This window comes from Pseudomonas sp. FP2294, assembly GCF_030687625.1.
GTDB lineage: Bacteria > Pseudomonadota > Gammaproteobacteria > Pseudomonadales > Pseudomonadaceae > Aquipseudomonas > Aquipseudomonas shahriarae.
This window is the reverse complement of record NZ_CP117441.1, coordinates 1,639,955-1,666,738: the sequence shown is the minus strand read 5'-3', so window position 1 is coordinate 1,666,738 and position 26,784 is coordinate 1,639,955. Positions and strand designations below refer to the sequence as shown.

The window sequence follows — 26,784 nt, the reverse complement described above, 5'->3', positions numbered from 1 at the left end:
CGGGGTCTCCATCAAGTCACCACCTGGTACTGGAAGCGATCCGAACGGCTGGTGGACTGCGCCAGCTCCACCGGGCGGCCATCGCGATCGCGGGAAAGGGTGAATACCGTGAGTGCAGGCAGATGCCGGGGCATCATCAGCAGCGCGGCTTCGTCGCGGTTGGGCAAGCGCGCACCGATCAGGCTCTGGGTGCGGGTCAACGGCAGGTCGCGCTCGCGCAGGTACTGACGCAGGGAGCCGCCGTTGTAATCCGCCAGCAACGGCGCGTGGCTGGCGCAGTAGCGATGACGGATCAGGCTGACGGGCTGCTGGTCGAGCTTGCGCAGGGTTTGCAGCTCAATCATCGGCGCCATTTCGGCGATGCCCAGGTGCTGCGCTTCTTCGCGGCTGGCGTAGCAGTAGCGGCGCTTGAGCAGCAGCGCCTGCACGCCATGGCCCTGGGCCGACAGCGATTGGCTGTAGGCGGTGTCGGCGCCCATCGGGTAAATCAGCGGCCGGTCCAGCACCTGCGTGCCTTTGCCCTGCTGGCGCAGCAGACTGCCTTCGAACACCAGCTCATCAATGGCGCGGCGCAGGGTGTGGCGGTTGACGCCAAAGCGTTCGGCCAACTGCACTTCGCCCGGCAGGAACTCCCCGGCCTGGTAGCCGCTGAGTTCACGGCGCAGGATATCGGCGAGTTCGCGGTACACCGGCTCATCTTGTCTAGACAACTGCATGCTTTAAAAAAAGCGCCCGCAGGCACCCCTCCAAGGTCAGATAAACCGCTTGCGCAGGCGTTGGGACAGCACGTCGATCAGGCTCACCACCACGATGATCACCAGCAGCACCGCGCAGGTCTGTACGAACTGGAAGGCGCGGATGTTCTCCCACAGGATCACGCCGATGCCGCCAGCGCCGACCATGCCCACCACCGTCGCCGAGCGTACATTGGCCTCGAAGCGGTACAGCGCGTAGCTCACCCACAGCGGCATGACTTGCGGGATCACGCCGTAGATCACCTCTTGCAAGGCGCTGGCACCGGTGGCGCGTACACCTTCCACGGGGCCGGGATCGATGGCCTCGACGGCTTCGGCAAACAGCTTGGCGAGTACCCCGGTGGTGCTGATCCACAGGGCCAGTACCCCGGCAAACGGACCAAGGCCGACCGCCACCACGAACAACATGGCGAACACCATTTCGTTGATCGAGCGAAAGGCATCCATCACCCGGCGCAGGGGTTGGTGAATCCACCAGGGCGTAATGTTGTCGGCGCAGAGGATGCCCAGGGGCACCGAGCAGACAATCGCCAGCACCGTGCCCCAGAGGGCGATTTGCACGGTGACGATCATTTCCTTGAGGTAGGAGCGCCACTCGTGGAAGTCCGGCGGGAAGAAGTCAGCGGCGAAGGTCGCCATGTTTCCCGAATCGCGGTACAGCGCCAGCGGGTTCATTTCCGCGCCTTTCCAGGCCCAGGCCAGCAGCACCAGGAACAGGCCCCAGCCGAGGTATTGCGGCCAGGTTCTTTTACCCACGGCTTCAGCGTGCAAGGTCGTCATGGATCACTCTCGATAATTACTGGAGCGGGGGCCTATGGGGGAACCCGCTTGTGTGGGAGCTATGTGTGTGTGGGAGCGGGCTTGCTCGCGAAAGCGGTGGGTCAGTCAACATCAATGCTTGCTGGGCCGACGTCTTCGCGAGCAAGCCCGCTCCCACATTTGATCTTCGTTGCTTTGAGCATTGCGTTCGCTTAACTGACCGGCATCAGGGCAAGCCCGCTCCCACATAGGCCCAGCTCCAACAGGGGGTTAGCCGTTGGCGTCGGGTTTCTTGTCCAGCTCGCTCAGGCGCTGTTGCAGCGTGGCCAGGTCGGCGTCGATCTGCGCCAGCTTCTTGGCTTTATCCGCCTCGGCCAACTTGCTGTCGGCGCTAACGGTGGTGCGCTGCTTGAACAGCTCCAACTGGCGGATCGGCAGCAACTGGTCGTCGTTGGACGCGAGGAACTTGCCCAACTGCATGTTCTTCAACACCGCTTTCTCTGCCTCGGTGTCACCGTAGTTGGCAAAGAAATCGCGGATCTTGGTCTTCTCACTGTCAGTCAGGGCCTTGCTCCACACCATCGGGTCGGCAGGAATCAGCGGCGACTTCCAGATCACCTTGAGTTGCGCGGCCTTGTCCGGCTGGGTCACTTCCAGGCGGTCCCAGCTTTCGGTGTTGAAGGTAGCCACGTCCAACTGCCCCTTGGCCACGCTCAGTGCGTTGACTTCATGACTGGAGTTGAGGGTGCGCTTGAAGGCGGTGCCGGCATCCACGTTGTTCTTGGCGAACACGTAGTAGCCCGGCACCAGGTAGCCGGAGGTGGAGTTTGGGTCGCCATTGCCGAAGGTCAGGTTCTTGGCGTTCTTGAGCATGTCTTCGACGGAGTTGAGCGGGCTGTCCTTGCGCACGATCAGCAGGCTCCAGTAGCCGGCGGCGCCATTGGCGGCAGCGGTCTGGGCGAAGATCTCGCCGTTGGAGCGGTCCACCGCCTCCATCGCTGCCTTGTTGCCGAGCCAGGCCACATCGACCTTGTTGAAGCGCATGCCCTGGATCAGGCCAGCGTAGTCGGAGGCGAAGGTGGCGTTGATGGTCAGGCCGGTCTTCTTGTGCATGTCATCGAGGAACGGCTGCCAGATGCTCTTGAGGTTCTGCGAAGACTCGGTGGACATGATGCCGAAGTTGATGGCCTTGTCAGCGGCCTGGGCATTGCCCAAGGCGACGCTGGCCAACAACACGGCAGACAGGAAAACATGACCGATACGGTTCAACATACAGGCGACTCCTAGGGATCGTGAATGGAGGTTCAAGCGCGGGCCAGGGCCAGGCGCTGGGGAAGTTCGGAACGGCGCGGCGGCTCGGAAAACATCAGGCTGGTGTCGACGTCGGCACCGTACAGATCGTTGAGGAACTGGCTGCTCATCTCGCGGCCCTGCCCGTCGAAATGAATGCGCCCGCCCTTGAGCGCCACGGCCCGTGGGCAATAACGCATGGCGTAATCGACTTGATGCAGGGTCACGACTACGGTCTTGCCGTCGCGGCGGTTGATATCGGCGAGGATCTCCATGACCTTGCGCGCCGACTCCGGGTCCAGGGAGGCAATCGGCTCGTCGGCCAGGATCACTTCGGCACGCTGGGTCAAGGCCCGGGCAATCGCCACGCGCTGCTGCTGGCCACCGGACAGGGTCGAGGCCCGCTGCTGGGCCAGGTCCGCCAGGCCAACCCGCGCCAGGGACTCCATGGCACATTGCTTTTCCTCGGCATTGAACAACCCGAGGTTGCCGCGCCAGCGCGGCATGCGGCCCAGGCAACCAAGCAGCACGTTGTCGATCACACTCAGGCGATTGACCAGGTTGAACTGCTGGAAGATATAGCCAATATCCGCGCGCAACCGCCGCACCTTGCCATTCAACCGCCCACTGGCCTGCACCTCTCGGCCCAGCACCTTGACGCTGCCGCCGTTGCCCTTGTCGCAACAGGCCAGCCCCGCAAGGTGGCGCAACAACGTGGACTTGCCGGAACCGGATGCACCGATCAGGGCGACCATCTCGCCGCTGGCGATGGTGAGTTCGAGGTCGACCAGCGCGGTTTTCTTCGCAAAGGTCTTGTTCAGGCGATCGACATGGATAGCGGGAGTCATGGGCTTCTCTGTCTGGTTTGAACAGCCTTGCGTGGCTGCGTTTGAGTTCAAACGACAGTAGGCGCGGGAGGTGTCAGGGCTATGACTTGCACATGACTGCAGGAGGGCGGTTTGATGAAAGTTTTATGAAAGGTTGGAACAACTGAAGGACAATTCCCATGCAGATGAGGATCGCTCCCATGCTCCATGTGGGAATGATCAAAACAGGACTTTCCCTACGGCTCATCATTTAACAGGCACACATCATGCTGGGCGAGCTGTACGCAGGAGGGCCCAGCCCTGCCAGGTCTCCATTCCTCGGTCGTCGCCCTTTTTCACGCAGCTATATGGCGGCTGTGCGCGGGGCACCTTCGGGTGCGCCGGGGTCCTGGAGTTCGGTCTTCCACATTTGGATTGGAGTTCAAGTCATAAAAAAGGCGACAGGAAAAGGTTCGGTCATCCAACCAAAATACGAACCCCCTGGTATACCGAAAACCCCATCAGGAGGCCCCCGCTGACCCGGTTGAACAAGCTTAGGTTCGGAGGGTCGGGCAAACGCTTTTTGATAAGCCCGCCCCCCACGGCATAAACCATCTGGCCTAGAAATGAACCAGCCAGAAAGCCGATTAAACACCAGTAAAGTCCATACCCTTGAAGGGTAATCCCACTGGCAATGGCGTAAGAAGAAATCGCAACGATGGTGAAAGGACTGGTCAACGTCAGCAAGAAAACAGGGATAAAACCCGCCGCGCTCTTCACCTGTTTTGGTGAGAGGTGTCTTTTGAAAGTCATCGCACCCAGGTAAAAAATATAAGCAATCGCCAACCACGTTAATAGGTGACTGTTTGCCAACCAAACCCCTTCGACTGTCTTCAAGCCTGTAAAGGCGACGGCTGCAAACACTGCATCTGCAACCGCCGCACCTGATGCTCCGGGTACTGCGCTACGTAGGCCATGGGTGATGGACTGCCTAAAAATAATGAAGGCTACGGGTCCAAAACTTAGCGATAAAATTGTGGCAAACGCCGCAGAACTCAGAATTTCTTGCACCTACTCCAAAGCCTCCCTGAACATTTTTTTATTTGCATGGCAATGCGGGCACTTAAAGTCCTCACCTATCTGCTCCCAAGTTGTCCCAGCCACTACATCAGCTAAGGGCTCCCCAGTAAGCTCCGAATAAACATAGTGACAAATTTGACACTCGTAAGATTTTGACATAGCGAAAACCCTTGAACTTATTAATTCAAACAATCGTCAGGCGTTGATTCAACGCAGCAAACATATGTTCAAATCCATCCATAAAGGCCATTGCCCCGCGCATCGCTTGCGGAGCAATACTTGGATTTTTTTCCAAATAAGAAATTATTATTTCTCGCCCTGTCGCTACATGCATAGGTTCGACTTCACAATGAATAGCAAAAAAGGCCAGGACCGGGTCATCTTCACCCCTTAAACCATAGGAGGCTGCGTACCTCTGAAACCCTTTGGGAAAATACTGAAACTCCCGCGACGACGTCATCTCCGATGCGAGATGAAAACCCAATGCCTCGCCTAAAAGTTCAGAGCGGTACGATCGATAGGTGTTATTTCCCATGGCGGTACCCTCCGGAAGAATGTAGTGAGGGTTGAATAATTCAGCATCAGATAAACCCAAGTGGGTCGTCAGCGCCTTGAACATCTGGTGATGGGTTGGCAGCATATGTTTGTTATGTTGATGTAACCCATACTCGTCCACAGATGCGTAGAGAATATGAGCAGCTTTCGCAGTTCCATTCCATCTATCTTCCTTGATCCACTCATCTGTAACCCGTGCAGCCAATGCCACGATACCGGCTGGGACATCTTTGAAAAACGCCCATAGGGTTCCAAAGAACGTGGCCAGTCCCTCATGGCTCAAGGGTTGGGCAGAAAGGATCTCACCAAACCTTTCAAGCTCTCGAAGTGCGCCGTGCCTGATGATTGCACTGGCAATTTCGTTATATCCAGCCTCACATACTCTATATATTTCGTTCTTGTCAGTTCTTTTGGCAGATCCAAACTCGGACGAAGACTCAAGATTCATACTTGACTCCCTCTGCACACCCTAAGTTTATAAATCCATTACCCCCTTACCTCCATATAAAAATTATTATCCACGTAGAAAAAATGTCAACCAAGCGAAGAAATATTTCTCATCCCGCTAAAACAGGCGAACCAGAGCCATTCTTTCCAAAACAAAAAAATCCAAGACTACAATTCCGTTTAATATATAAATCTACTCCCACAGACTATTCGCAGGACAAACAAAGAAAACTCCTATTTTAGCGAAGGGTAATTCCTACAACAAATTAAGCAACACCAAAAACAATCATAAAAAAGGCGACCGTTCAAAGGTCGCCTTTAGGAACTCATTCCCACGCAGCGTGGGAACGATCACTCACAGACAGTTCATTTTGCGTACTGCTTGCTCAACCCCGGCGGTACGCCCTGCACATTCGTCTCTTCCCATGGCCCATTCGGGCTGATGGAGCGGCTCCAGCCGTTGCTCCAGCGGTAGTAGGTGCGCTGGCGGTAGAAGGTGTCCGGTTGCTCGTCCAGCACGTACACCTGCATCTTGCCGTCCCAGTGGCTGGCAGCGCCGGGGGGTGGGGCGAAGGTTGGGGACTTGCTGGGCAAGGGCTTGGCGGGGGCGGTGACCGGGCCGGAAGGTTTGGTTGCCGGCTGGGTCGAGGGGCCCGACGGTGGAATGGTCGGGCCCGTAGGGGCTGGAGGTGGCCGATGGACCGCGCAAGCGCTCAAGCCCAAGACCAGGCTGAGCAGGGTGATACGAGCGATGGCGGTCATGGGGATTTCCTCGAAATTATTGATCCGGACTGTCGATGGTCAACTGCTGGGTCGCGGTGGTGCTGCTGGCCAGGGGTTGACTGCGGCCGATCCACTCGCCGGCAGTCGGTTGACCGGCCCGTGAGATGCGCGCAACCAGTTGGACTTCGGGAAAGTTGGACAGTTTCAACTGCGGCATCATCGCATCGGCATCGCCCAGTTCGACGGTCACCGGCAGGTCGGCCACGGTGACACGCTTGGCGGCCAATGGCGCTGGCGGGCCGGAAACGGCGCGGGCGAAGATGAATACGCTGTCAGTCGGCAGAGCGCGGGCTTTGACGTCGGCCGCCAGGTCCACGCGTACTTTCATCACGGCGGTCTTGGCAATTGGCGCGACGGCACCGCCGCCCTCTTTCAACTTCTCGGCCGCGCGGTCGATGCCGCCTTGCAGCGCTGAGCGGGAGTTGTCTTTCTCCGGCAACAAGGCCAACAGACGGTTCCAGTAGTCGATGGCTTCCTGGTAACGCTGCCCTTCAAAGGCGGCGATGCCCAACAGGCCAAGGCTGGTGACTTCCTTCGGGTCGAGTTTCAACGCTTCGTCAGTCAGGGCCTGAAGCTGCGGCGACCACTGCTTGTTGTTGGCAAAGTACTGCGCCTGGGCCCACTGCCCGAGCAACTCGGGCTGGCGACCGGCCAGGGCCACGGTGCGCTCGAAGACCTTGGCCGCGTCGGCCGAACGATCCTGGGCCATGTAGGCGCGACCCAGGAAGTACAAGCCTTCGGCCGAATCCGGTTGCGCCGCCGCAGCCCGTTCCAGGCGCTGGGTCATGTCGGCAAGGGAGACCGGCGGCTGGGCGAATTCGCGGGTCAGTTCAACCTTGTCGATGGCGCCGTAATGCAGGTACAGCCCCAGGCCCAACACCGGCACCAGCACGGCGGCCAGCAGTGGCAGCGGCTTGCCCAGGCGCGATTCGCGGGGCTTTTCCACGCCTTCGGTATCGGCCAGCAATTCACGGGCGGCTTCGGCGCGGCCGGTATCGAGTTGCGCCGCGTTGAGCACGCCTTCGCTTTGTTGGGTTTGCAATTCAGCAACACGTTCCTGATACAGCGCGACGTTCAACGCGGTGCGGTCTTCTTCACGCTGGGCGCGACGTACGCGCAACACCGGGATCAACAGGAAACTCAAGGCAACCAGGAGCAGCAGGCCAGCTGCGAGCCAGAAATCAATCATCAGTTTTTTTGTCCAGCAGTTGGTCGAGGCGTTGGCGCTCTTGGGCAGATAGCGCATCAGAACCATCGGTAGGCGCCGCACGGCGACGGCGGACGATCACGGCCATGACCACCAGGCCACCCAGCAACAGGGCGGCGGGGCCAAACCAGAGCAAGGCGGTCTTGCTGGTCAGCGCCGGCTTGTAGCGGACAAAATCACCATAGCGATCGACCATGAAGTCGATGATCTGCTGATTGTCCTTGCCTTCGCCCAGCATGCGGAAGATCTCTTTGCGCAGGTCGGCGGCAATCGGTGCGTTGGAGTCGGCGATGTCCTGGTTCTGGCACTTGGGGCAGCGCAGTTCCTTGGTCAGCTCGCGGAAACGCTCACGGTCGCCATCGCGGGCAAACTCGTAGGTGTCGATGGCGGCATGGGCCACGCCCACCAGGCCCAGGGCCAGTACTGCGGCGGTCAACCAACGCTTCATGGCTTGGCCTCATCCACCAGGGCCTGGTACTTGGCCGCCAGTTGTTCGCGCCAGACCACTTCGTCGATCACCCCCACGAACTTGTCGCGGATCACGCCCTTGGCGTCGATAAAGAAGGTTTCCGGGGCACCGTAGACGCCGAGGTTCAGGCCCAGGTTGCCGTCTTCATCGCGCACGTCCAATTGGTACGGGTTGTGGAATTCCGCCAGCCACTTCAAGGCCGCTGCATTGTCGTCCTTGTAGTTGATGCCGTAGATCACCACGCCCTTCTCCGCCAGCTTGTTCAGCACCGGGTGTTCCACGCGGCAAGAGATGCACCAGGTGGCCCACACGTTGACCAGAGCCGGCTTGCCGATCAGGTCTGCCTGGGTCAGGGTTTTATCGCCCTGCACCGTAGGCAACGAGAACGCCGGGAACGGCTTGCCGATCATCGCCGACGGCAGCTCGGCCGGGTCCAGGTACAGGCCGCGATACAAAAACACCGCGACCAGCAGAAACAACGCCAGTGGCAATACCATCAACCAACGCTTCATACCGCAGCTCCCTGCATGCCGAGGGCTTCACGCACCCGGCTCTTGACCTTGACCCGGTAACGCCGGTCCATCGCTGCCAGCAAACCACCGAAGCCGGTCAGCAGGCCGCCGAACCAGATCCAGCGCACAAACGGCTTGACGTGGACCCGCACGGCCCAGGCGCCCTCGCCCAGGGGTTCGCCCAAGGCGACATACAGGTCACGGGTGAACCCGGCGTCGATCCCGGCTTCGGTCATCATCGAGCTCTGTACGGTGTACAGGCGTTTTTCCGGGTGCAGCACGGCGATTTGCTTGCCGTTGCGCAGCACACGCACGGTGCCTTTGTCGGAGGTGAAGTTCGGCCCTTCGAAGTGCTTGGCGCCTTCAAAGACGAACTGGTAGCCGGCCAGGTCCATGGACTCGCCAGGGGCTAGGCGCAGGTCGCGCTCGGCGCTGTTCTGGCTGGACAGCACCACGCCCAGGGCGCACACGGCGATGCCAATGTGCGCGATCTGCATGCCCCAGTAGCTGCGCGTCAGGGTGGGCAGGCCTTTGATCAGGCCCTTGTGCCGGGTCTTGTCGAAGATATCGCGCACGCCGGCCAGCAACACCCAGGCCGCGAGCATAAAGGTGGCGAGCACTGCCCAGTTGAAGTCGCCGTAGGCAATCCCGGCAACCACCGACAGTGCAGCACTGCCCAGCAGCACGGGGATCAACATGCCCAGCAGCCATTTGACCGGGGTGTCTTTCCAGCGCACCAGCACGCCGATGGCCATTACCACCATCAGCAGGCCCATCAACGGGATGAACAATGCGTTGAAGTACGGCGGGCCGACCGACAGCTTGGCGCCGGTCAGGGCATCGAGCACCAGCGGATACAAAGTGCCCAGCAGGATCATCGAGGCCGCAACGATCAGCACCAGGTTATTACCCAGCAGCAGGGTTTCCCGCGACCACAGGTTGAAGCCGACGTGGCTCTTGACCACCGGCGCGCGCAGGGCAAACAGAGTCAGCGAACTACCGACTACACAGAGCAGGAAGATCAGGATGAACACACCACGCTCAGGGTCGGCGGCGAACGCGTGCACCGAGGTCAGCACGCCGGAACGCACGAGGAACGTGCCCAGCAGGCTCAGGGAGAAGGCGGCAATGGCCAGCAACACAGTCCAGCTCTTGAACACGCCGCGTTTTTCGGTGACGGCCAGGGAGTGGATCAGCGCCGTGCCCACCAGCCAGGGCATGAAGGAGGCGTTTTCCACCGGGTCCCAGAACCACCAGCCGCCCCAGCCGAGTTCGTAATAGGCCCACCACGAGCCCAGGGTGATGCCGATGCCGAGGAAGGCCCAGGCGACGATGGTCCATGGCCGCGACCAGCGCGCCCAGGCGGCGTCGAGACGCCCGCCGAGCAAGGCGGCGATGGCAAAGGCGAAGGCCACGGAGAAGCCCACATAGCCCATGTACAGCATCGGCGGGTGGACGATCAGGCCGATATCCTGCAGCAACGGGTTGAGGTCGCGACCGTCCACGGGAATCTGCGGCAGGATCCGCTCGAACGGGTTGGAGGTCATGATCAGGAACAGCAAAAAGCCGATGCTGATCATGCCCATCACCGCCAGCACCCGCGCCAGCATGACTTGCGGCAACTGCCGGGAGAACACCGACACGGCAAAGGTCCAGCCGCCGAGGATCAGGGCCCACAACAGCAGGGAGCCTTCGTGGGCGCCCCACACGGCGCTGAACTTGTAGTACCAGGGCAAGGCGCTGTTGGAGTTGCTGGCCACATAGGCGACGGAAAAGTCGTCGGTCATAAACGCGTACGTCAGGCAACCGAAGGCGAACGCCAGGAACGCGAACTGGCCCCAGGCGGCGGGCTGCGCCAGGCTCATCCACAGCCGGTCGCCGCGCCAGGCGCCCAGCAGCGGGACGATGGCCTGGACGATGGCAAAGCACAGGGCGAGGATCATCGCCAATTGGCCCAACTCGGGAACAAACAATGTAGAGGTCATTGCTTAACCCTCCTTGGCTGGGGTGGGCGCGGATTGGCCGCTGTCTTTAAGGGCCTTGGTCACTTCCGGCGGCATGTATTTTTCATCGTGCTTGGCCAACACTTCATCGGCCACCACCACGCCCTGGGCGTTGATCTTGCCCAAGGCAACGATGCCCTGCCCTTCGCGGAACAGGTCCGGGAGGATGCCGCGGTAGGTGATGGTCACGGATTTGTTGAAGTCGGTAACCACGAAGGTCACGTCCAGGGAGTCGCCGGAACGCTTCAGGGAGCCGGCCTCGACCATGCCACCGGCACGGATCCGCGTGTCTTGCGGCGCTTCGCCATTGGCGATCTGGGTCGGGGTATAGAACAGGTTGATGTTCTGCTGCAGGGCACTCAAGGCCAGGCCTACGGCTAACCCGACGCCCACCAGGATGGCAAGGATGATCAACAGACGCTTTCTACGCAGCGGATTCACTTATCGGTCTCCCGGCGCAGACGACGCGCCTCTTGTTGCAGGTAACGCTTGCGGGCCAGGATCGGCGCAACAACGTTGAGGGCCAGGACTGCCAGGCTGATGCCATAGGCTGTCCAGACGTACAGGCCGTGGTGGCCCATGGCGAGAAAATCACTGAAAGAGGCGAAACTCATCCACGGGCTCCCAGGCTGTTTTGCACTTCGACCTTGACCCAACTGGCGCGGGCTTCACGCTTGAGCACTTCGAGGCGCATGCGCATCAGCAACACTGCGCCGAAGAAGCAGTAGAAGCCCAGGACCATCAGCAGTAGCGGCGCCCACATTTCCACGGGCATCGCCGGTTTTTCAGTGAGGGTGAAGGTGGCGCCCTGGTGCAGGGTGTTCCACCACTCCACCGAGTACTTGATGATCGGGATATTGATCACGCCGACAATCGCCAGCACCGCGCAGGCCTTGGCGGCGCTGTCACGATTGCTGATCGCGTTGCCCAGGGCAATCAGACCGAAGTACAGAAACAGCAGAATCAACATGGACGTTAGTCGCGCATCCCAGACCCACCACGAGCCCCAGGTCGGTTTGCCCCAGATTGCCCCGGTGAGCAGCGCCACCGCGGTCATCCACGCACCGATGGGCGCCGCGCATTGCAGGGCGACGTCGGCCAGCTTCATCTTCCACACCAGCCCGACAATGCCGCACACCGCGAGCATCACGTAGCAGGACTGGGCCAGCAGCGCGGCGGGCACGTGGATATAGATGATGCGAAAGCTGTTGCCCTGCTGGTAGTCCGGTGGTGCGAAGGCCAGGCCCCAGACCAGGCCGATACCGATCAGCAGGAAGGCGGCGACGGCGAGCCAGGGCAGCATTTTGCCGCTGATCCCGTAGAACCACTTGGGCGAGCCGAGCTTGTGAAACCAGGTCCAGTTCATTGCTGTTTCCATCACGGTTGCTTCTTGTCGTTGCAAGAAGCTTAGGGTCTTTACTGACGCAGTGAAAATACCGGGTCAGACCTCATTATTCGCCGACGCTGATCTTCAGGCCGGCCGCTATAGCAAAGGGTGTCAGGGTTACCGCCAGGGCGGTCAGGCTGCCAAGCCACAAGAGGTAACCGGTCGCCGGCATCCCCATGAGCGCGGCCTGCAAGGCGCCGCTGCCCAGGATCAATACCGGGATATACAAAGGCAGAATCAGCAAGGCCAGCAACAGCCCCCCACGTTTCAGGCCCACCGTCAGTGCTGCACCCACCGCCCCCAGCAGGCTCAGCACCGGGGTACCTAGCAACAACGAGGCCAGCAAGACGGGCAGGCATTCGGCGGGCAGGCCCAGCATCATCGCCAGCAGCGGTGCGAGCAGGACCAGCGCCAGGCCGGAGAAGGCCCAGTGTGCCAGTACCTTGGCCAGAACCAGAAGAGGCAGAGGGTGCGACGAAAGGACCCACTGTTCAAGGGAACCATCTTCAAAATCACTGCGAAACAGCCCGTCCAGCGAGAGCAGGACGGACAAAAGGGCCGCGACCCACACCAGTCCCGGAGACAAGGTTTGCAACAGTTTAGTCTCGGGACCGACCGCCAACGGGAACAACGCGATGACAATCGCGAAGAACACCAGCGGGTTGGCCAGTTCAGCCGGGCGGCGACACAGCAAACGGGCTTCGCGGGCGACCAACAGGGCAAATACACTCATACCGACCACCGTCCCAGGTCCAGGTCGCGGTAACCGGCAGGCATGCGGGTCAAGGTGTGGTGGGTAGTGAGGACCACCATGCCGCCTTGCTCGCAGTGCCGGGCCAGGTGTTCTTCGAGCTGCGCCACGCCCTGCTTGTCGAGGGCGGTGAAGGGTTCGTCGAGGATCCACAACGGCGGGCCCTCCAGGTACAGGCGGGCCAGGGCCACCCGGCGCTGCTGGCCGGCCGACAGGGTATGGCACGGCACATCTTCGAAGCCCTTGAGCCCGACGGCCGCCAGGGCGTGCCAGATGGATGCGCGCGAGGCCGGATGATGCAGGGCGCTGAGCCAACAGAGGTTCTCTTCGGCCGTCAGCACATCCTTGATCCCCGCAGCGTGGCCGATCCACACCAGATTGCGCGCCAGCTCCGTGCGTTGCTCTTGCAGCGGCTTGCCATTGAGGCGCACCTGGCCTGCCGTGGGCTGCATCAAACCGGCCAGCAGGCGCAGCAGGCTGGTCTTGCCACTGCCGTTGGGGCCGCTGATCTGCACCATGTCGCCCGCCGACAGCCGCAACTCGAGGTGTTCGAACAGCATCCGCAGGTCTCGCTCACAGGCAAGCGCAACGGCTTCAAGTAGGGGGCTGGTCACAAGATCGCGGGCCTTTACGGTTCAAGTCGGCGGTGGAACGGCCGTTAAAGAGATGCACAATAACTGCATTGGCGGCCTGTTTTAGAGAGCTGGATCAATCAGTTGAGATGTTTTTGACCCGCTCTTTGAAGACGGGCGGCATTATACATGTGATGCCCTACTCTAAAGAGGGCAATTTCCTTGAGACGGCGGCCACGATGACCGGTGACATCAACCTTCCGACCCTGCCCCCTGCCCCGGCTTCCGGGCCCAGGCCTGCGCCTGCGGTGGGCGAACTGCTGAAACTGCTGGAGCCGCAGACAGGGTTGATCGACGCCGGCAAAACCGTGAACGCCGAGGTCCTGGCGCTCAAGCAAGGCGGTGAAGCCTTTCAGCTGTTGCTCAAGCTGACCCTTGAAGGTGGCCGGCAAACCCTGGTGCAGGCCGCGAGCAGCCAGCCACTGCCCCTGGGCAGCAATGTGGCGGTGAGCCAGACGGCATCGGGCGACCTGGCGATCAGCCTGCAGCAGGCCCTCAGCGCCAATGTCGCCGCCCTGACCCGCATCGACACCCACCAGTTGCCGGTGGGCACCTTGCTCCAGGCCAAGGTGCTGACCTCGCAGATGCTGCCCCAGGGCGCCGGGCAACCGGCGTTATACCGTTCGCTGGTGTCGGTGCTCAACAACGCCCTGAGCGGTACCACCCTGACCCTGGAAAGCCCGCAGCCGCTGCGCGTCGGTAGCTTGTTGAGTGCCGTGGTGCAGGGTGCGCAGACCCTGGATTTCGTGCCCCTGAGCGGGCTGCGCGATCAACTGGCGGTCAGCCAGCAACTGGCCGCCCAGCAAAGCCGCCAGGCCTCACTGGAGGGCGTGTTCAATGCCCTGAAAAACCTGCCCGATGACACCTCCGCGCAATTGCGCGCCGCCGTCGATCGCCTGCTGGCCGGGCTGCCGGATGTGGCGCAGGTCAGCAACCCCAAGGTGCTGGCGCAACTGCTGCACAACAGCGGCGTGTTCCTTGAAGCCAAGCTGCTGGCCGGGCAAAACCCGCAAGTGCCGCCGCTGGATATGAAAGGCAGCCTGCTGCGCCTGGTCAACGAATTGCTACCCGCCCTGCCCGCCAACACCAACCTCAACGCGATCCTGGCCGCCAATACCCTGGCGCAGATGCTGCCCAGCTTTGTCCGCAGCCCGCTGGGTACCCTCGGCCAGGTGGGCGCCCGCAACGCCCCGGGCGGCTTCCCATTGCCGGAGCGCCTGCTGCAGCGCCTGGACGGTGAAAACAGCCTGGAAACCCTGCTGCGCCTGGCCGCCGGCGCCATCTCGCGCTTGCAGAGCCATCAACTGTCGAGCCTGGAACAGAGTGGCACCACCGCCGATGGCCGCCTGCAAACCACCTGGCAACTGGAAATCCCCATGCGCACCTTGCAAGACATCGTGCCGCTGCAGGTCAAGTTCCAGCGCGAAGAGCCGGCGCCGGACAAGGACGAGCCGGAACGCAAGATCGAACGCGACGCGAAGAAGATGCTGTGGCGCGTGGAACTGGCCTTCGACATGGAGCCCCTGGGCCCCTTGCAGGTCCAGGCACAATTGAGCCAGGGCAAACTGTCCAGCCAGCTATGGGCCACCCGCCCCTACACCGCCAGCCTGATCGAAAGCCACCTGGGCAGCCTGCGCGAGCGTCTGGTGTCGTCGGGCCTCAATGTCGGCGACCTCGACTGCCACCTCGGCACCCCGCCCCGCGGGCCAAAGACCGGGCTGGAACAACGCTGGGTGGATGAAACCGCATGAAAAACCCCAACCCACCACGCCAGGCCATCGCCCTCAAATACGACGGCAAAGCCGCTCCCGCCCTGACCGCCAAAGGCGACGACGCCCTGGCCGAAGCCATCCTGAAGTTGGCGCGCGAACATGAAGTCCCGATTTATGAAAATGCCGAGCTGGTGAAACTGCTGGCGCGCATGGAGTTGGGTGACAGCATTCCCGAAGAGCTGTACCGCACCATCGCCGAGATTATTGCGTTTGCCTGGACGCTCAAAGGCAAGTTCCCCGCGGGGTATGACCCGAATGCCGAGCCAGTGGAGCGGGATGTGACGGCGCGCGGGGATGATTACTGACGTTTCGAGGATGCACACAGATCAAAAAATGTGGGAGCGGGCTTGCTCGCGAAAGCGGTGGGTCAGTCGGTACATGTATTGACTGACCCACCGCTTTCGCGAGCAAGCCCGCTCCCACATGGGAATTGCGGCGGGTGCTGGAAGTGGGGGCGGTAAAAATAAGTGTGGGCTGGCTTGCCTGCTCCCACATTTGAATCAATAGCGTGTCAGCTTTTGTGCAACTCCCACATTGGAACTGCGGCGAGTGCTGGAAGTGGGGGCGACAAAAAACAAGTGTGGGAGCTGGCTTGCCTGCGATGGCGGTGGGTCAGTCGGTACAGCCTTGGCTGACACACCGCCATCGCGGGCAAGCCCGCTCCCACATTTGAATCAGTAGAGTGTCAGCTTTTGTGCAACTCCCACATTGGAACTGCGGCGAGTGCTGGAAGTGGGGGCGACAAAAAACAAGTGTGGGAGCTGGCTTGCCTGCGATGGCGGTGGGTCAGTCGGTACATGTATTGACTGACCCACCGCTTTCGCGAGCAAGCCTGCTCCTACATTTGAATCAGTACAGTGTCAGCTTTTGTGCAACTTGCTCATCAACTGTGCCTCGGCCTGGGTCAGGCCGCAGGATTGGGTCAGTTCGTCCACCGTAGCGCCCATGCCCACCAGTTTTGCCGCCTGGGCAAAAGACAGGTTGGCCGGGTCGCGCTGTTCCAGTGCCGACAGTTTGTCGGGCAACGGGGCGAGGATGGCGCGCAGTTCGTGCACGTCCTCCCCTACCCGCACGGCGCTTTGCTGGTAGTTGTCCACGCGCTTGGCCATCTCGCGCAGGCGCTGGTCGCGCACGGCGTCGCGCTCGGCCTGTTGCAAGGCCAATTCGCGTTGCTGGCGCATATGGCGCAGCAATACCACTACAGTCCCGACCCACAGCAGGGCCAGGACGATTACCGCTACCTCAAGCATCAATCAGATGTTCTCCAGGTCCGACCACTCTTCTTCGCTCATCATCTTGTCCAGCTCAACCAGGATCAGCAGCTCGCCGTTCTTGTTGCACACACCCTGGATGAACTTGGCCGATTCTTCGTTGCCGACATTCGGCGCGGTCTCGACTTCCGATTGGCGCAGGTAAACCACTTCGGCCACGCTGTCGACCATGATCCCGACCACTTGCTTGTCGGCTTCGATGATGACGATACGCGTGTTGTCGTTGACTTCAGTCGGCATCAGGCCAAAACGCTGGCGCGTGTCGATCACGGTCACCACGTTGCCGCGCAGGTTGATGATGCCCAGCACGTAGCTCGGCGCACCCGGCACTGGCGCGATTTCGGTGTAGCGCAGCACTTCCTGCACGCGCATCACGTTGATGCCGTAAGACTCGTTGTCCAGCTTGAAGGTTACCCATTGCAGAATCGGATCATCCAAACCCTGTGCGGACGCTGACTTATTCATACCCCTGACCCCTTCAAATACCGTTGATAACGGCGTGTGTTCTTCTTTGGCAGCACCGTGGTACTGCGCCTCTTATCAAGTACGTTTGTTACCTGGCAGATCTTTTACCGCGCCGCTGGCTATCAGCTCCGCCAATTCGGCGACATCCAGCAGCGCGCACATATGTTCGATCACGGTGCCCGCCAGCCATGGCCGCTGGCCACGGTGGCTGCGCCATTTGATTTCATTGGGGTCCAGGCGCAGCGAACGGCTGACCTGATGCACCGCCAGCCCCCATTCGTAGCCCTGCACCGAGATCACGTATTGCAGGCCCTGGCGGAAATCGTCGCGATAGCGGTCGGGCATCACCCAGCGCGCAGTATCCAGCACCTTGAGGTTGCCGGCCTGGCTCGGCAGGATCCCGAGGAACCACTCCGGCTGGCCAAACAACGGCGTCAATTCCTGGCCTTCCAGGGAGTAAATCGACCCCAGGCACACCAGCGGCACCGCCAGGGTCAACCCGGCCACATCGAACAGCAGGCATTCGAACGACTCGGCAGCCCACGCTGGCCGACCATCGGTTTCCACCGGTGGCGGCGTAATGCTCGGCGGTCGATGCACCTCGGCCACCGGCGGCACCAGCACCAGAGGTGCAGGCGTTTCCACGACCGCGACGGCGACAGGCACCGCCAACGCATCACGGGCCTGCTCTTCGAGGACCGCCAGTTGAAACTCATCCAGGCTGGCCTCAGCCTCGACCACAGGCACCGCCAGCACTTCATCCAGCACCAGGATCGGCTCGGGCAGCACTTCCTCGGTCGCATCCTGCAGCAGTGCGTCCAGGTAGGACTGCAGCGCCAGTTGCGGCCGGGTCTTGATATCGACAGGACGATTCATCTGTATGCCCACGCGCACGCACCGTTAACCGTGTATTCAAAGGTTATCGGCCTGCCCGCGCTCGGACTTGAATCAAAAGTCCGTGACATCAGGCAAAACCCATCGCGGGCAAGACTCGCTCCTACAGGGTTGTTCATTTCACGCCACCTGCGCCACAAGTTGCTGGGCCAGCAGATGCTTGAGCAAGGCGCGATACGCCAGCACGCCACGGCTTTTGCCATCGAATTGCGAGGGCGCGAGGCCGGCGCGGCTGGCGTCACGCAAGCGCGTGTCCACCGGGATATAGCCTTGCCAGATGGTCTCGGGGTAAGCATCGCGCAGTACGCGCAGGGTGCCGAGGGAGGCCTGGGTGCGACGGTCGAACAGGGTCGGCACGATGCTGAACGGCAACGCCTGTTTGCGCGAACGGTTGATCATCGCCAGGGTATTGACCATGCGCTCCAGGCCTTTGACCGCCAAGTGCTCGGTCTGCACCGGGATCACCAGCTGCTGGCTGGCCGCCAGGGCATTGACCATCAGTACGCCGAGCAATGGCGGGCTGTCGATGATGGCGTAGTCGAAGTCCTGCCACAGTTGCGCCAGGCTCTTGGCGATCACCAGGCCCAGGCCGCTCTGCCCCGGCGACTGGCGCTCGAGGGTGGCCAGGGCGGTGCTGGAGGGCAACAGGGAAATCTTCTCGTTGCTGGTGGGCAGCAGCAGTTGCCCGGGCAAGCCTGCGGGGACGCTGCCCTTGTGCAGGAACAGGTCAAAGCAGCTGTGTTCCAGGGCATCGGGGTCGTAGCCGAAATAGCTGGTCATCGAGCCATGGGGATCCAGGTCGACAATGACCACGCGCTTGCCCGCCTCGGCCAGCAGGCCGGCTAAGGCGATGGAGGTGGTGGTCTTGCCGACCCCACCTTTTTGATTGGCAACTGCCCAGACTCTCATTCGGATTGTTCCTCCCGGCAGGCACTGGCTCGACCGAGAAATAGCACGAGGTTATAGAGCCGGTGACAGAGAATTGACGGCACTCTCACGAACCGGCGGCTTTACGGGCGTCGGTGCAGTTTGTGTGCCAGCCCGCTTCATTGCAGCATCAGGTTGTGCATTGGCCGCACCGGTAGCAGTCAGGCTGCGCCGCACATCGAGGTTGCGCGACACCACCAACACTACCCGCCGGTTGCGCGCGCGACCTTCGGCCGTCGCATTATTGGCCACCGGCTGGAATTCGCCGTACCCCACCGACGCCAGGCGCCCGGGGTTCACACCCTGCATAGCCAGCATGCGCACGATGCTCGCCGAGCGCGCCGACGACAGTTCCCAGTTGGTGGGAAATTGCGCGGTATGGATCGGCTGGTCATCGGTAAAGCCTTCGACGTGGATCGGGTTGTCGAAGGGTTTGAGGATGGCCGCCACCTTGTCGATGATGCTGAAGGCTATGTCGCTGGGGATGGCATCGGCGCTGGCGAACAGCAGGCTGGAGTTAAGCTCGATCTCCACCCACAACTCATTGCCACGAATGGTCATCTGGTTGGAGCTGATCAGGTCGCCAAACGCCGCGCTGATATCGTCGGCGATGCTCTTGAGCGGGTCGCTGCCGCCACTGATGCCGGCGTCGGTCTCGTCGCTGTCCTTGACCAGCGGTTTGGCCGGGGTGGTGGTCTTGGGCCGTTCGTCGCCAATGGGAATCGGTTTGAGGGCCCGGTCCGAATCGGTAAATACGCCTACCAGGGCTTCGGAGATAACCTTGTACTTGCCTTCGTTGATCGAGGAAATGGAGTACATCACCACAAAAAAGGCGAACAGCAAGGTGATGAAGTCGGCGTAGGACACCAGCCAGCGTTCATGATTGACGTGCTCTTCAGGCTCGCGGCGGCGACGGCTCACAGGCAATACCCCCCATCAATCCATGAAGCCCTGGAGCTTCAATTCAATGGAGCGCGGGTTCTCACCCTCGGCAATCGACAGGATGCCCTCCAGCAGCATTTCCCGGTAACGGGACTGGCGCATGGCAATGGATTTGAGCTTGCTGGCAATCGGCAGCAGCAACAGGTTGGCACTGGCCACGCCATAGATGGTGGCGACGAACGCCACGGCAATGCCGCTGCCCAGTTGCGAGGGGTCGGCCAGGTTGCCCATCACGTGGATCAAGCCCATCACCGCACCGATGATGCCGATGGTCGGCGCGTAGCCGCCCATGCTTTCAAAGACTTTGGCCGCGTTGATATCGCGGCTTTCCTGGGTGTAGAAGTCCACTTCGAGGATGCTGCGGATGGCTTCCGGCTCGGCGCCGTCCACCAGCAGTTGCAGGCCTTTGCGTGCGTAGCTGTCGGGTTCGGCATCGGCCACGCCTTCCAGGCCCAGCAGGCCCTCCTTGCGCGCGGTGAGGCTCCAGTTGACCACGCGGTCGATACCGCCGGCCAGGTCCACGCGTGGCGGGAAAATGATCCACACCAGGATCTGCATCGCCCGCTTGAATGAGCTCAGGGGCGACTGCAACAGCGCCGCGCCGACGGTGCCGCCGATCACGATCAGCGCCGCCGGACCGTTGGCCAGCGCGCCAAGATGGCCGCCTTCCAGGTAGTTGCCACCGATAATGGCGACAAACGCCAGAAGGATCCCAACCAGGCTCAACACATCCATCAGTGACAGGCCTCCACCAGGTGCTTGCCGATGTCATCCAGGCTGTAGACCGCGTCGGCCAGGTCGGCCTTGACGATAGCCATGGGCATGCCATAGATCACGCAACTGGCTTCGTCCTGGGCCCAGATCGAGCTACCGCCCTGCTTGAGCAGGCGCGCGCCTTCACGACCGTCGGCGCCCATGCCGGTGAGGACCACCGCCAGAACTTTGTCACCGTAGGACTTGGCCGCCGAACCGAAGGTGATATCCACGCACGGCTTGTAGTTCAGGCGCTCGTCACCCGGCAGGATTTTCACCGCGCCGCGACCGTCGACCATCATTTGCTTGCCACCGGGGGCCAGCAACGCCAGGCCCGGGCGCAGGATGTCGCCGTCTTCGGCTTCCTTGACGCTGATGCGGCACAGCTTGTCCAGGCGCTCGGCAAAGGCCTTGGTGAACGCGGCGGGCATATGCTGGATCAACACGATCGGCGCAGGGAAGTTGGCCGGCAACTGGGTCAAGACGCGCTGCAAGGCCACCGGGCCGCCAGTGGACGTGCCAATGGCCACCAGCTTGTAGGCCTTGCGCTTGGGCGCGGGCGACGACGCACTGGGCGCCGGCGCACGCGTCGGGGCCACGGCAGGCCGTGCCACAGGGGCAGGAGCCGGGCGCCCGAAACTGCTGCTGGTCGGTGCCGGCGCCGGTACCGGGGCGGGAGCCACCGGCGCGCGGAAGCTGCTGCGGTTGCTGCGCGAGATGCTGTGCACCTTCTCGCAGAGCATCTGCTTGACCTTTTCCGGGTTGCGCGAGATGTCTTCGAAATTCTTCGGCAGAAAGTCCACGGCGCCAGCGTCCAGCGCGTCGAGGGTCACCCGGGCGCCTTCGTGGGTCAGCGACGAGAACATCAAGACCGGGGTCGGGCAACGCTGCATGATGTGGCGCACGGCGGTGATGCCATCCATCATCGGCATCTCGTAGTCCATGGTGATCACGTCCGGCTTCAATGCCAGGGCCTGATCAATCGCCTCTTTGCCATTGGTGGCCGTACCGACCACCTGGATGTTGGAATCCGCTGAAAGAATTTCCGAGACGCGGCGGCGGAAGAAACCCGAATCGTCCACCACCAGAACCTTGACTACCATAACCACTCCGTTAGGCCGGGCGAGGGACAACCGCCCTGCCCGGGCCGAATCAAATACGCCGTGCGGCGTAACGCTTGAGCATGCTCGGAACATCGAGAATCAGCGCGATCCGACCGTCACCGGTAATGGTCGCACCCGACATGCCTGGCGTTCCTTGCAGCATCTTGCCCAATGGCTTGATGACTACTTCTTCCTGGCCAACCAGTTGATCGACGACAAAGCCGATACGCTGGGTGCCCACGGACAGGATCACCACGTGGCCTTCGCGCTGCTCTTCATGAGCGGCAGACGCCACCAGCCAACGCTTGAGGTAGAACAGAGGCAGGGCCTTGTCCCGCACAATCACCACTTCCTGGCCGTCGACCACGTTGGTGCGCGACAGGTCGAGGTGGAAGATTTCGTTGACGTTGACCAGCGGGAAGGCGAACGCCTGGTTGCCCAGCATCACCATCAGGGTCGGCATGATCGCCAGGGTCAACGGCACCTTGATGACGATCTTCGAACCTTGGCCCTTGGTCGAGTAAATATTGATCGAGCCATTGAGCTGGCTGATCTTGGTCTTCACCACGTCCATGCCCACGCCACGGCCGGACACATCGGAAATCTCGGTCTTGGTCGAGAAGCCCGGGGCGAAAATCAGGTTGTAGCACTCGGTATCGGTCAGGCGGTCGGCGGCGTCCTTGTCCATGACGCCGCGTTTGACCGCGATGCCGCGCAGGATATTGGAGTCCATACCTTTGCCGTCATCGGTGATCGACAGCAGGATATGGTCGCCTTCCTGTTCGGCCGCCAGGATCACTTTGCCCAGACGCGGCTTGCCACTGGCTTCGCGCTCCTCCGGAGTTTCCACACCGTGGTCGACCGCGTTGCGCACCAAGTGGACCAGCGGGTCGGCCAGGGCCTCGACCAGGTTTTTGTCGAGGTCGGTCTCTTCACCCACCAGTTCCAGGGCGATCTCTTTTTTCAACTGCCGGGCCAAGTCACGCACCAGGCGCGGGAAGCGCCCGAAGACTTTCTTGATCGGCTGCATGCGCGTTTTCATCACCGCGGTCTGCAGGTCGGCAGTGACCACGTCGAGGTTCGACACGGCCTTTTGCATGGCTTCGTCGCCACTGCTCAAGCCCAGGCGTACCAGGCGGTTACGCACCAGCACCAGTTCGCCGACCATGTTCATGATGTCGTCCAGGCGCGCGGTATCGACCCGCACGGTGGTTTCGGCTTCACTGGCCGGGGCTTTGTCGGCAGGTGCCGGAGCGCGGGCTGGCGCCGGGGCGGCGGCACGGGCGGGAGCCGGTGCGGCGGCCTTGGCAGCAACGGGTGCCGGCTTGGCCACCGCTGCGGTGGCGGTCGCGGCGGCTGCGGCGGCAGGTGCCACCTCGGAAAACTTGCCCTTGCCGTGCAACTCATCCAGCAGGGATTCGAATTCGTGATCGCTGATCAGGCCATCCGCCGCCGGTGCGGCAGCCGGCGCCGCAGCCGGTGCAGCCGCAGCCGCCGCAGCGACTGCCGGCAACGCCTCGGCAGCAAACGAGCCCTTGCCATGCAACTGATCCAGCAGTGCTTCAAATTCGTCGTCGGTGATATCGGTGCTGGCCGCTGGCGCAGCAGGCTCCACCGGCGTCGGTGCGGCTGCCACGGCGTCCGGGGCGAACTGGCCCTTGCCGTGCAACTGGTCGAGCAATGACTCGAACTCGGCGTCGGTGATGTCTTCGGTGGTCGGCACCATCGGCGGCGCAGCTGCGGCCGGGGCTTCTGCCTCGGCCTTGACCGCATTGAGGGAGTCCAGCAGTTGCTCGAACTCGCTGTCAGTGACGTCGGGTTCGGCCACTGGCTCAGGCGCCGCCTCAACCACCGGGGCGGCAGCTACCGCGCCAGGCTCTGCCAGGCGCGCCAGGGCGGCCAGCAGTTCCGGGGTGGCAGCCGTAATGGGTGCGCGTTCGCGCACTTCATTGAACATGCCGTTGACCGCGTCCAGGGCTTCGAGGATCACGTCCATCAATTCCGAATCAACGTGCCGCTCACCCTTGCGCAGGATGTCGAACACGTTTTCGGCGATGTGGCAGCACTCCACCAGCTCATGGAGCTGGAGGAAGCCGGCGCCCCCTTTTACAGTGTGAAAACCGCGAAAAATTGCATTGAGCAGGTTCGCATCATCCGGTCGGCTTTCCAGCTCGACCAGTTGCTCGGACAACTGCTCTAGAATTTCGCCGGCCTCTACAAGGAAATCCTGAAGGATTTCTTCATCGGCGCCGAAGCTCATATTGCGTGCTCCTTAGAAGCCTAAACTGGACAGCAAATCGTCTACGTCATCTTGACCTGACATAACGTCTTCACGTTTATCGGCATGAATCTGCGGACCTTCACCCTTGGCGAGGTGTTTTTGTGGATCTTTTTCCGAGAGGATCGCTTCGCGGTCGTGTTCGATGCCGGCAAAACGGTCGACTTGGCCAGCCATCAGCACCAGTTTGAGCAGGTTGCTTTCCACTTCGGTGACCAGCAGGGTCACGCGCTTGATCACCTGACCGGTAAGGTCCTGGTAATCCTGGGCCAGCAGAATGTCATTGAGGTTGCTGGAAACCGTACGGTTTTCCTGCTCGCTGCGTGACAGGAAGCCTTCGACCCGACGCGCCAGGTCACGAAATTCTTCAGCGCCCACTTCGCGCCGCATGAAGCGGCCCCAGTCGGTGCTCAACGCCTTGGCCTCGTTGGCCATGCCGTTCACCAGGGGCGTGGCGTTTTCCACCAGGTCCATGGTGCGATTGGCTGCCGCCTCAGTCAGCCTGACCACATAGGACAGGCGTTCGGTGGCATCAGTGATCTGCGAGATTTCCTCGGCCTGGGGCATGTGCGGGTCGATCTGGAAATTGACGATCGCACTGTGCAACTCACGGGTGAGCTTGCCCACTTCCTGATACAGGCCGCGGTCGCGGGTCTGGTTGAGCTCATGGATCAACTGCACTGCGTCGCCGAACTGGCCTTTTTCCAGGCTTTCGACGAGTTGGTGAGCATGTTTTTTCAGGGTCGACTCAAAGTCGGCCTGCGATGATTCTTTATGCTCCATAGCTCCCCCGTGGCAGCATCAATGACCGATGCGTTCGAAGATTTTTTCAATCTTCTCTTTCAAGGCCAGTGCAGTGAATGGCTTGACCACGTAGCCGTTGACCCCGGCCTGGGCGGCTTCGATGATCTGTTCACGCTTGGCTTCAGCGGTCACCATCAGCACAGGCAGGCTGCGCAGCTTTTCATCAGCGCGCACGTGGCGCAGTAGATCAATGCCGGTCATGCCAGGCATGTTCCAGTCAGTTACCAGAAAGTCGATGCTCCCGCTGTTGAGGATCGGAATCGCCGTAATGCCGTCATCCGCCTCGACCGTGTTAGTGAACCCAAGGTCACGCAACAGGTTTTTTATGATCCGCCGCATCGTTGAGAAGTCATCAACGATGAGGATTTTCATGTTCTTGTCCAATTCGACCTCCAAGCAGTCTTAAACGCGTCCAGCACCTGGGCGCGCCATATCATTCAACAGGCATTACACAAAAAGGACTGCTGGGCACATCACGGGCCGCTCCCGCCGGGCTTGCGCCCTGGCGGTTATCGTTCGCAGTGTCCCCACACTGCCTGTCAGCGCGCTCGCCACTCTCCCAAACGCCCCCGCAAGCGGGCCGCGCATTGGCTATGAAGCTGGCTGACCCGCGATTCGCTGACCCCCAGGACCTCACCGATTTCCTTGAGGTTCAGCTCTTCGTCGTAGTACAGCGCCAACACCAGCCGCTCACGTTCCGGCAGATTGGCAATCGCCTCTGCCAGGGCGCCCTGGAAGCGTTCATCTTCCAGGTCGCGTGAAGGCTCCTGGTGAGCACTCGCGCCATCCTCATGCAGCCCTTCATGTTCGCCGTCCTGTAGCAGGTCGTCGAAACTGAACAGGCGGCTGCCCAAGGTATCGTTCAAAATCCCGTAGTAATCGTCGAGACTCAATTGGAGTTCGGCCGCAACTTCGTGATCTTTAGCGTCGCGACCGGTTTTTGCTTCAATTGAGCGAATTGCGTCACTCACCATCCGGGTATTGCGGTGGACCGAACGCGGCGCCCAATCACCTTTACGCACCTCATCGAGCATCGCGCCACGGATACGGATACCCGCATACGTCTCGAAACTCGCACCCTTGCTCGCGTCGTACTTGGTCGACACTTCGAGCAGGCCGATCATGCCCGCCTGGATCAGGTCTTCGACCTGGACACTGGCGGGCAGGCGTGCCAGCAGGTGGTAGGCAATGCGCTTGACCAGGGGCGCATAGCGCTCGATCAATTCGCCCTGGCTGTCACGCGCCGACTTTTTGTAAAGGTTGTAGCCGCTGGCTGTCATAGCACCGGTCCTGCACTCGTCTGATGCACCAATCGCTCGACGAAAAACTCCAGATGCCCCCGGGGATTGGCGGGCAGTGGCCAGGTATCGACCTTCTGAGCAATTGCCTTGAACGCCAACGCGCATTTCGAACGAGGGAACGCTTCATAGACTGCACGCTGCTTTTGCACAGCCTTGCGCACACACTCGTCATAGGGAACTGCGCCGACGTATTGTAAGGCGACATCGAGGAAGCGATCCGTGACCTTGGTCAACTTGGCGAACAGGTTGCGCCCTTCTTGCGGGCTCTGGGCCATGTTGGCCAGCACGCGGAAGCGGTTCATGCCGTAGTCGCGGTTGAGCAGTTTGATCAGGGCGTAGGCGTCGGTGATCGAGGTGGGCTCGTCGCAGACCACCAGCAAGACTTCCTGCGCGGCGCGCACGAAGCTGACCACGGACTCGCCAATCCCGGCGGCGGTGTCGATCACCAGCACGTCGAGGTTGTCGCCGATATCACTGAAGGCCTGGATCAGGCCGGCATGCTGCGCCGGGCTCAGATGCACCATGCTCTGGGTGCCGGAGGCGGCCGGGACGATGCGAATCCCCCCGGGCCCCTGTAACAGCACATCGCGCAGCTCACAGCGGCCCTCAATGACATCGGCCAGGGTATGTTTGGGCGTCAGTCCCAGCAGAACGTCAACGTTCGCCAGGCCCAGGTCGGCATCCAGCAGCATGACGCGGCGGCCAAGCTCTGCCAGGGCCAGGGACAAATTCACTGACACGTTAGTTTTCCCGACGCCACCTTTGCCGCCGGTCACCGCGATCACCTGTACGGGATGCATGCTGCCCATGTTCTTTCTTTACCTTGTCTTGCTTAGCC

Annotated in this window: 31 protein-coding genes; 2 read left to right on the top strand and 29 right to left on the bottom strand. The window is 61.2% G+C overall.

Annotation, left to right across the window (positions count from 1 at the left end; all coding sequences use genetic code 11):
- Positions 1 to 11: 11 nt before the first annotated feature.
- From phnF to ccmA, 17 genes are all read right to left on the bottom strand, one after another.
- Positions 12 to 716: a phosphonate metabolism transcriptional regulator PhnF gene (gene phnF / locus PSH73_RS07465; protein WP_057438832.1), complete on the bottom strand. Its 705-nt coding sequence runs from the start codon at positions 714 to 716 to the stop codon at positions 12 to 14.
- A 36-nt stretch (positions 717 to 752) separates the two neighbouring features.
- On the bottom strand, positions 753 to 1,535 hold the full coding sequence (gene phnE / locus PSH73_RS07460; RefSeq protein ID WP_032859104.1) for a phosphonate ABC transporter, permease protein PhnE: 783 nt from the start codon (positions 1,533 to 1,535) through the stop codon (positions 753 to 755).
- A gap of 249 nt (positions 1,536 to 1,784) precedes the next feature.
- Entirely contained in the window at positions 1,785 to 2,786 is a 1,002-nt protein-coding gene (gene phnD, locus PSH73_RS07455) for a phosphonate ABC transporter substrate-binding protein (protein WP_057958965.1), read from the bottom strand.
- A gap of 32 nt (positions 2,787 to 2,818) precedes the next feature.
- Positions 2,819 to 3,652, bottom strand: coding sequence for a phosphonate ABC transporter ATP-binding protein (phnC, locus tag PSH73_RS07450; RefSeq protein WP_057438830.1), 834 nt, complete (start codon positions 3,650 to 3,652; stop codon positions 2,819 to 2,821).
- A 435-nt stretch (positions 3,653 to 4,087) separates the two neighbouring features.
- Entirely contained in the window at positions 4,088 to 4,681 is a 594-nt protein-coding gene (locus PSH73_RS07445; protein WP_057958964.1) for a LysE family translocator, read from the bottom strand.
- Entirely contained in the window at positions 4,682 to 4,849 is a 168-nt protein-coding gene (locus PSH73_RS26965) for a rubredoxin (RefSeq protein ID WP_081044206.1), read from the bottom strand. It lies immediately after the preceding gene.
- A 25-nt stretch (positions 4,850 to 4,874) separates the two neighbouring features.
- The gene (locus tag PSH73_RS07440) at positions 4,875 to 5,693 is read right to left on the bottom strand and encodes an iron-containing redox enzyme family protein (RefSeq protein ID WP_198792852.1); all 819 of its coding nucleotides are present in this window, start codon (positions 5,691 to 5,693) and stop codon (positions 4,875 to 4,877) included.
- A 365-nt stretch (positions 5,694 to 6,058) separates the two neighbouring features.
- Entirely contained in the window at positions 6,059 to 6,454 is a 396-nt protein-coding gene (locus PSH73_RS07435) for a hypothetical protein (protein WP_057958962.1), read from the bottom strand.
- Between the two features lie 16 nt (positions 6,455 to 6,470).
- Positions 6,471 to 7,664, bottom strand: coding sequence for a c-type cytochrome biogenesis protein CcmI (gene ccmI, locus PSH73_RS07430; RefSeq protein ID WP_057958961.1), 1,194 nt, complete (start codon positions 7,662 to 7,664; stop codon positions 6,471 to 6,473).
- Positions 7,657 to 8,130, bottom strand: a complete 474-nt coding sequence (locus tag PSH73_RS07425; RefSeq protein WP_057438827.1) for a cytochrome c-type biogenesis protein — start codon at positions 8,128 to 8,130, stop codon at positions 7,657 to 7,659. Before PSH73_RS07425 ends, ccmI begins: the two co-directional genes overlap by 8 nt.
- Positions 8,127 to 8,663: a DsbE family thiol:disulfide interchange protein gene (locus PSH73_RS07420; RefSeq protein WP_029292599.1), complete on the bottom strand. Its 537-nt coding sequence runs from the start codon at positions 8,661 to 8,663 to the stop codon at positions 8,127 to 8,129. Before PSH73_RS07420 ends, PSH73_RS07425 begins: the two co-directional genes overlap by 4 nt.
- Positions 8,660 to 10,648 (bottom strand): heme lyase CcmF/NrfE family subunit, encoded by a 1,989-nt coding sequence (locus tag PSH73_RS07415; RefSeq protein ID WP_120732256.1) that lies wholly within the window; start codon positions 10,646 to 10,648, stop codon positions 8,660 to 8,662. The genes PSH73_RS07420 and PSH73_RS07415 overlap by 4 nt, the downstream gene beginning before the upstream one ends.
- Positions 10,649 to 10,651: 3 nt before the next feature.
- A complete protein-coding gene (gene ccmE / locus PSH73_RS07410) occupies positions 10,652 to 11,107 on the bottom strand; it encodes a cytochrome c maturation protein CcmE (RefSeq protein WP_057958959.1) in 456 nt (151 codons plus the stop codon).
- Positions 11,104 to 11,280: a heme exporter protein CcmD gene (gene ccmD / locus PSH73_RS07405; protein ID WP_029292593.1), complete on the bottom strand. Its 177-nt coding sequence runs from the start codon at positions 11,278 to 11,280 to the stop codon at positions 11,104 to 11,106. The genes ccmE and ccmD overlap by 4 nt, the downstream gene beginning before the upstream one ends.
- A complete protein-coding gene (locus PSH73_RS07400; RefSeq protein WP_057958958.1) occupies positions 11,277 to 12,032 on the bottom strand; it encodes a heme ABC transporter permease in 756 nt (251 codons plus the stop codon). Before PSH73_RS07400 ends, ccmD begins: the two co-directional genes overlap by 4 nt.
- Before the next feature lie 85 nt (positions 12,033 to 12,117).
- Positions 12,118 to 12,786, bottom strand: a complete 669-nt coding sequence (ccmB, locus tag PSH73_RS07395) for a heme exporter protein CcmB (protein ID WP_032859085.1) — start codon at positions 12,784 to 12,786, stop codon at positions 12,118 to 12,120.
- Positions 12,783 to 13,364 carry a cytochrome c biogenesis heme-transporting ATPase CcmA gene (gene ccmA, locus PSH73_RS07390; protein ID WP_305462173.1) on the bottom strand — a complete coding sequence of 194 codons (582 nt, stop codon included), beginning with the start codon at positions 13,362 to 13,364 and terminating at the stop codon, positions 12,783 to 12,785. The genes ccmB and ccmA overlap by 4 nt, the downstream gene beginning before the upstream one ends.
- A 251-nt stretch (positions 13,365 to 13,615) precedes the next feature.
- Between ccmA and PSH73_RS07385 the strand changes: the two genes are divergently transcribed.
- Both PSH73_RS07385 and PSH73_RS07380 read left to right on the top strand, forming a co-directional pair.
- Positions 13,616 to 15,187 (top strand): flagellar hook-length control protein FliK, encoded by a 1,572-nt coding sequence (locus PSH73_RS07385; protein ID WP_186625966.1) that lies wholly within the window; start codon positions 13,616 to 13,618, stop codon positions 15,185 to 15,187.
- On the top strand, positions 15,184 to 15,513 hold the full coding sequence (locus tag PSH73_RS07380; protein WP_057958955.1) for an EscU/YscU/HrcU family type III secretion system export apparatus switch protein: 330 nt from the start codon (positions 15,184 to 15,186) through the stop codon (positions 15,511 to 15,513). Before PSH73_RS07385 ends, PSH73_RS07380 begins: the two co-directional genes overlap by 4 nt.
- A 555-nt stretch (positions 15,514 to 16,068) precedes the next feature.
- On the opposite strand, the gene PSH73_RS07375 is transcribed toward PSH73_RS07380, so the two are convergent.
- The 12 genes from PSH73_RS07375 to fleN form a co-directional block, all read right to left on the bottom strand.
- A complete protein-coding gene (locus PSH73_RS07375) occupies positions 16,069 to 16,461 on the bottom strand; it encodes a DUF2802 domain-containing protein (protein ID WP_057438822.1) in 393 nt (130 codons plus the stop codon).
- The gene (locus PSH73_RS07370) at positions 16,462 to 16,944 is read right to left on the bottom strand and encodes a chemotaxis protein CheW (protein WP_032859076.1); all 483 of its coding nucleotides are present in this window, start codon (positions 16,942 to 16,944) and stop codon (positions 16,462 to 16,464) included.
- Between the two features lie 75 nt (positions 16,945 to 17,019).
- Positions 17,020 to 17,820 (bottom strand): CheW domain-containing protein, encoded by an 801-nt coding sequence (locus PSH73_RS07365; protein ID WP_057960233.1) that lies wholly within the window; start codon positions 17,818 to 17,820, stop codon positions 17,020 to 17,022.
- Between the two features lie 138 nt (positions 17,821 to 17,958).
- Positions 17,959 to 18,747, bottom strand: coding sequence for a ParA family protein (locus PSH73_RS07360; protein WP_057438820.1), 789 nt, complete (start codon positions 18,745 to 18,747; stop codon positions 17,959 to 17,961).
- A gap of 51 nt (positions 18,748 to 18,798) precedes the next feature.
- A complete protein-coding gene (motD, locus tag PSH73_RS07355) occupies positions 18,799 to 19,686 on the bottom strand; it encodes a flagellar motor protein MotD (protein WP_057438819.1) in 888 nt (295 codons plus the stop codon).
- A 15-nt stretch (positions 19,687 to 19,701) separates the two neighbouring features.
- Complete coding sequence (locus PSH73_RS07350) at positions 19,702 to 20,442, bottom strand: flagellar motor protein (RefSeq protein WP_029292570.1); 741 nt, start codon at positions 20,440 to 20,442, stop codon at positions 19,702 to 19,704.
- The gene (locus PSH73_RS07345; protein WP_057438818.1) at positions 20,442 to 21,563 is read right to left on the bottom strand and encodes a chemotaxis response regulator protein-glutamate methylesterase; all 1,122 of its coding nucleotides are present in this window, start codon (positions 21,561 to 21,563) and stop codon (positions 20,442 to 20,444) included. The genes PSH73_RS07350 and PSH73_RS07345 overlap by 1 nt, the downstream gene beginning before the upstream one ends.
- Positions 21,564 to 21,612: 49 nt before the next feature.
- On the bottom strand, positions 21,613 to 23,823 hold the full coding sequence (locus PSH73_RS07340) for a chemotaxis protein CheA (protein WP_115127667.1): 2,211 nt from the start codon (positions 23,821 to 23,823) through the stop codon (positions 21,613 to 21,615).
- Between the two features lie 12 nt (positions 23,824 to 23,835).
- On the bottom strand, positions 23,836 to 24,624 hold the full coding sequence (locus PSH73_RS07335; protein ID WP_057438816.1) for a protein phosphatase CheZ: 789 nt from the start codon (positions 24,622 to 24,624) through the stop codon (positions 23,836 to 23,838).
- 18 nt (positions 24,625 to 24,642) lie between these two features.
- Positions 24,643 to 25,017, bottom strand: coding sequence for a chemotaxis response regulator CheY (locus PSH73_RS07330; RefSeq protein ID WP_005790040.1), 375 nt, complete (start codon positions 25,015 to 25,017; stop codon positions 24,643 to 24,645).
- A 167-nt stretch (positions 25,018 to 25,184) separates the two neighbouring features.
- Entirely contained in the window at positions 25,185 to 25,925 is a 741-nt protein-coding gene (gene fliA, locus PSH73_RS07325; protein WP_029292560.1) for an RNA polymerase sigma factor FliA, read from the bottom strand.
- On the bottom strand, positions 25,922 to 26,755 hold the full coding sequence (gene fleN, locus PSH73_RS07320) for a flagellar synthesis regulator FleN (RefSeq protein WP_003192912.1): 834 nt from the start codon (positions 26,753 to 26,755) through the stop codon (positions 25,922 to 25,924). The genes fliA and fleN overlap by 4 nt, the downstream gene beginning before the upstream one ends.
- Positions 26,756 to 26,784: the final 29 nt, after the last annotated feature.

Bases quoted from the DNA above. Each gene is read 5' to 3' on its own strand.
- PSH73_RS07340 (WP_115127667.1), bottom strand. From the start codon at position 23,823: ATGAGCTTCGGCGCCGATGAAGAAATCCTTCAGGATTTCCTTGTAGAG.
- phnC (WP_057438830.1), bottom strand. From the start codon at position 3,652: ATGACTCCCGCTATCCATGTCGATCGCCTGAACAAGACCTTTGCGAAG.
- ccmI (WP_057958961.1), bottom strand. From the start codon at position 7,664: ATGATTGATTTCTGGCTCGCAGCTGGCCTGCTGCTCCTGGTTGCCTTG.
- fleN (WP_003192912.1), bottom strand. From the start codon at position 26,755: ATGGGCAGCATGCATCCCGTACAGGTGATCGCGGTGACCGGCGGCAAA.
- phnE (WP_032859104.1), bottom strand. From the start codon at position 1,535: ATGACGACCTTGCACGCTGAAGCCGTGGGTAAAAGAACCTGGCCGCAA.
- PSH73_RS07400 (WP_057958958.1), bottom strand. From the start codon at position 12,032: ATGAACTGGACCTGGTTTCACAAGCTCGGCTCGCCCAAGTGGTTCTAC.
- PSH73_RS07440 (WP_198792852.1), bottom strand. From the start codon at position 5,693: ATGAATCTTGAGTCTTCGTCCGAGTTTGGATCTGCCAAAAGAACTGAC.
- fliA (WP_029292560.1), bottom strand. From the start codon at position 25,925: ATGACAGCCAGCGGCTACAACCTTTACAAAAAGTCGGCGCGTGACAGC.
- PSH73_RS07425 (WP_057438827.1), bottom strand. From the start codon at position 8,130: ATGAAGCGTTGGTTGACCGCCGCAGTACTGGCCCTGGGCCTGGTGGGC.
- PSH73_RS07370 (WP_032859076.1), bottom strand. From the start codon at position 16,944: ATGAATAAGTCAGCGTCCGCACAGGGTTTGGATGATCCGATTCTGCAA.
- PSH73_RS07350 (WP_029292570.1), bottom strand. From the start codon at position 20,442: ATGGATGTGTTGAGCCTGGTTGGGATCCTTCTGGCGTTTGTCGCCATT.
- PSH73_RS26965 (WP_081044206.1), bottom strand. From the start codon at position 4,849: ATGTCAAAATCTTACGAGTGTCAAATTTGTCACTATGTTTATTCGGAG.
- PSH73_RS07335 (WP_057438816.1), bottom strand. From the start codon at position 24,624: ATGGAGCATAAAGAATCATCGCAGGCCGACTTTGAGTCGACCCTGAAA.
- PSH73_RS07330 (WP_005790040.1), bottom strand. From the start codon at position 25,017: ATGAAAATCCTCATCGTTGATGACTTCTCAACGATGCGGCGGATCATA.
- PSH73_RS07380 (WP_057958955.1), top strand. From the start codon at position 15,184: ATGAAAAACCCCAACCCACCACGCCAGGCCATCGCCCTCAAATACGAC.
- ccmA (WP_305462173.1), bottom strand. From the start codon at position 13,364: ATGCTGTTCGAACACCTCGAGTTGCGGCTGTCGGCGGGCGACATGGTG.
- PSH73_RS07435 (WP_057958962.1), bottom strand. From the start codon at position 6,454: ATGACCGCCATCGCTCGTATCACCCTGCTCAGCCTGGTCTTGGGCTTG.
- PSH73_RS07420 (WP_029292599.1), bottom strand. From the start codon at position 8,663: ATGAAGCGTTGGTTGATGGTATTGCCACTGGCGTTGTTTCTGCTGGTC.
- phnD (WP_057958965.1), bottom strand. From the start codon at position 2,786: ATGTTGAACCGTATCGGTCATGTTTTCCTGTCTGCCGTGTTGTTGGCC.
- ccmD (WP_029292593.1), bottom strand. From the start codon at position 11,280: ATGAGTTTCGCCTCTTTCAGTGATTTTCTCGCCATGGGCCACCACGGC.
- PSH73_RS07345 (WP_057438818.1), bottom strand. From the start codon at position 21,563: ATGGTAGTCAAGGTTCTGGTGGTGGACGATTCGGGTTTCTTCCGCCGC.
- ccmB (WP_032859085.1), bottom strand. From the start codon at position 12,786: ATGAGTGTATTTGCCCTGTTGGTCGCCCGCGAAGCCCGTTTGCTGTGT.
- PSH73_RS07415 (WP_120732256.1), bottom strand. From the start codon at position 10,648: ATGACCTCTACATTGTTTGTTCCCGAGTTGGGCCAATTGGCGATGATC.
- PSH73_RS07385 (WP_186625966.1), top strand. From the start codon at position 13,616: ATGACCGGTGACATCAACCTTCCGACCCTGCCCCCTGCCCCGGCTTCC.
- PSH73_RS07365 (WP_057960233.1), bottom strand. From the start codon at position 17,820: ATGAATCGTCCTGTCGATATCAAGACCCGGCCGCAACTGGCGCTGCAG.
- PSH73_RS07360 (WP_057438820.1), bottom strand. From the start codon at position 18,747: ATGAGAGTCTGGGCAGTTGCCAATCAAAAAGGTGGGGTCGGCAAGACC.
- phnF (WP_057438832.1), bottom strand. From the start codon at position 716: ATGCAGTTGTCTAGACAAGATGAGCCGGTGTACCGCGAACTCGCCGAT.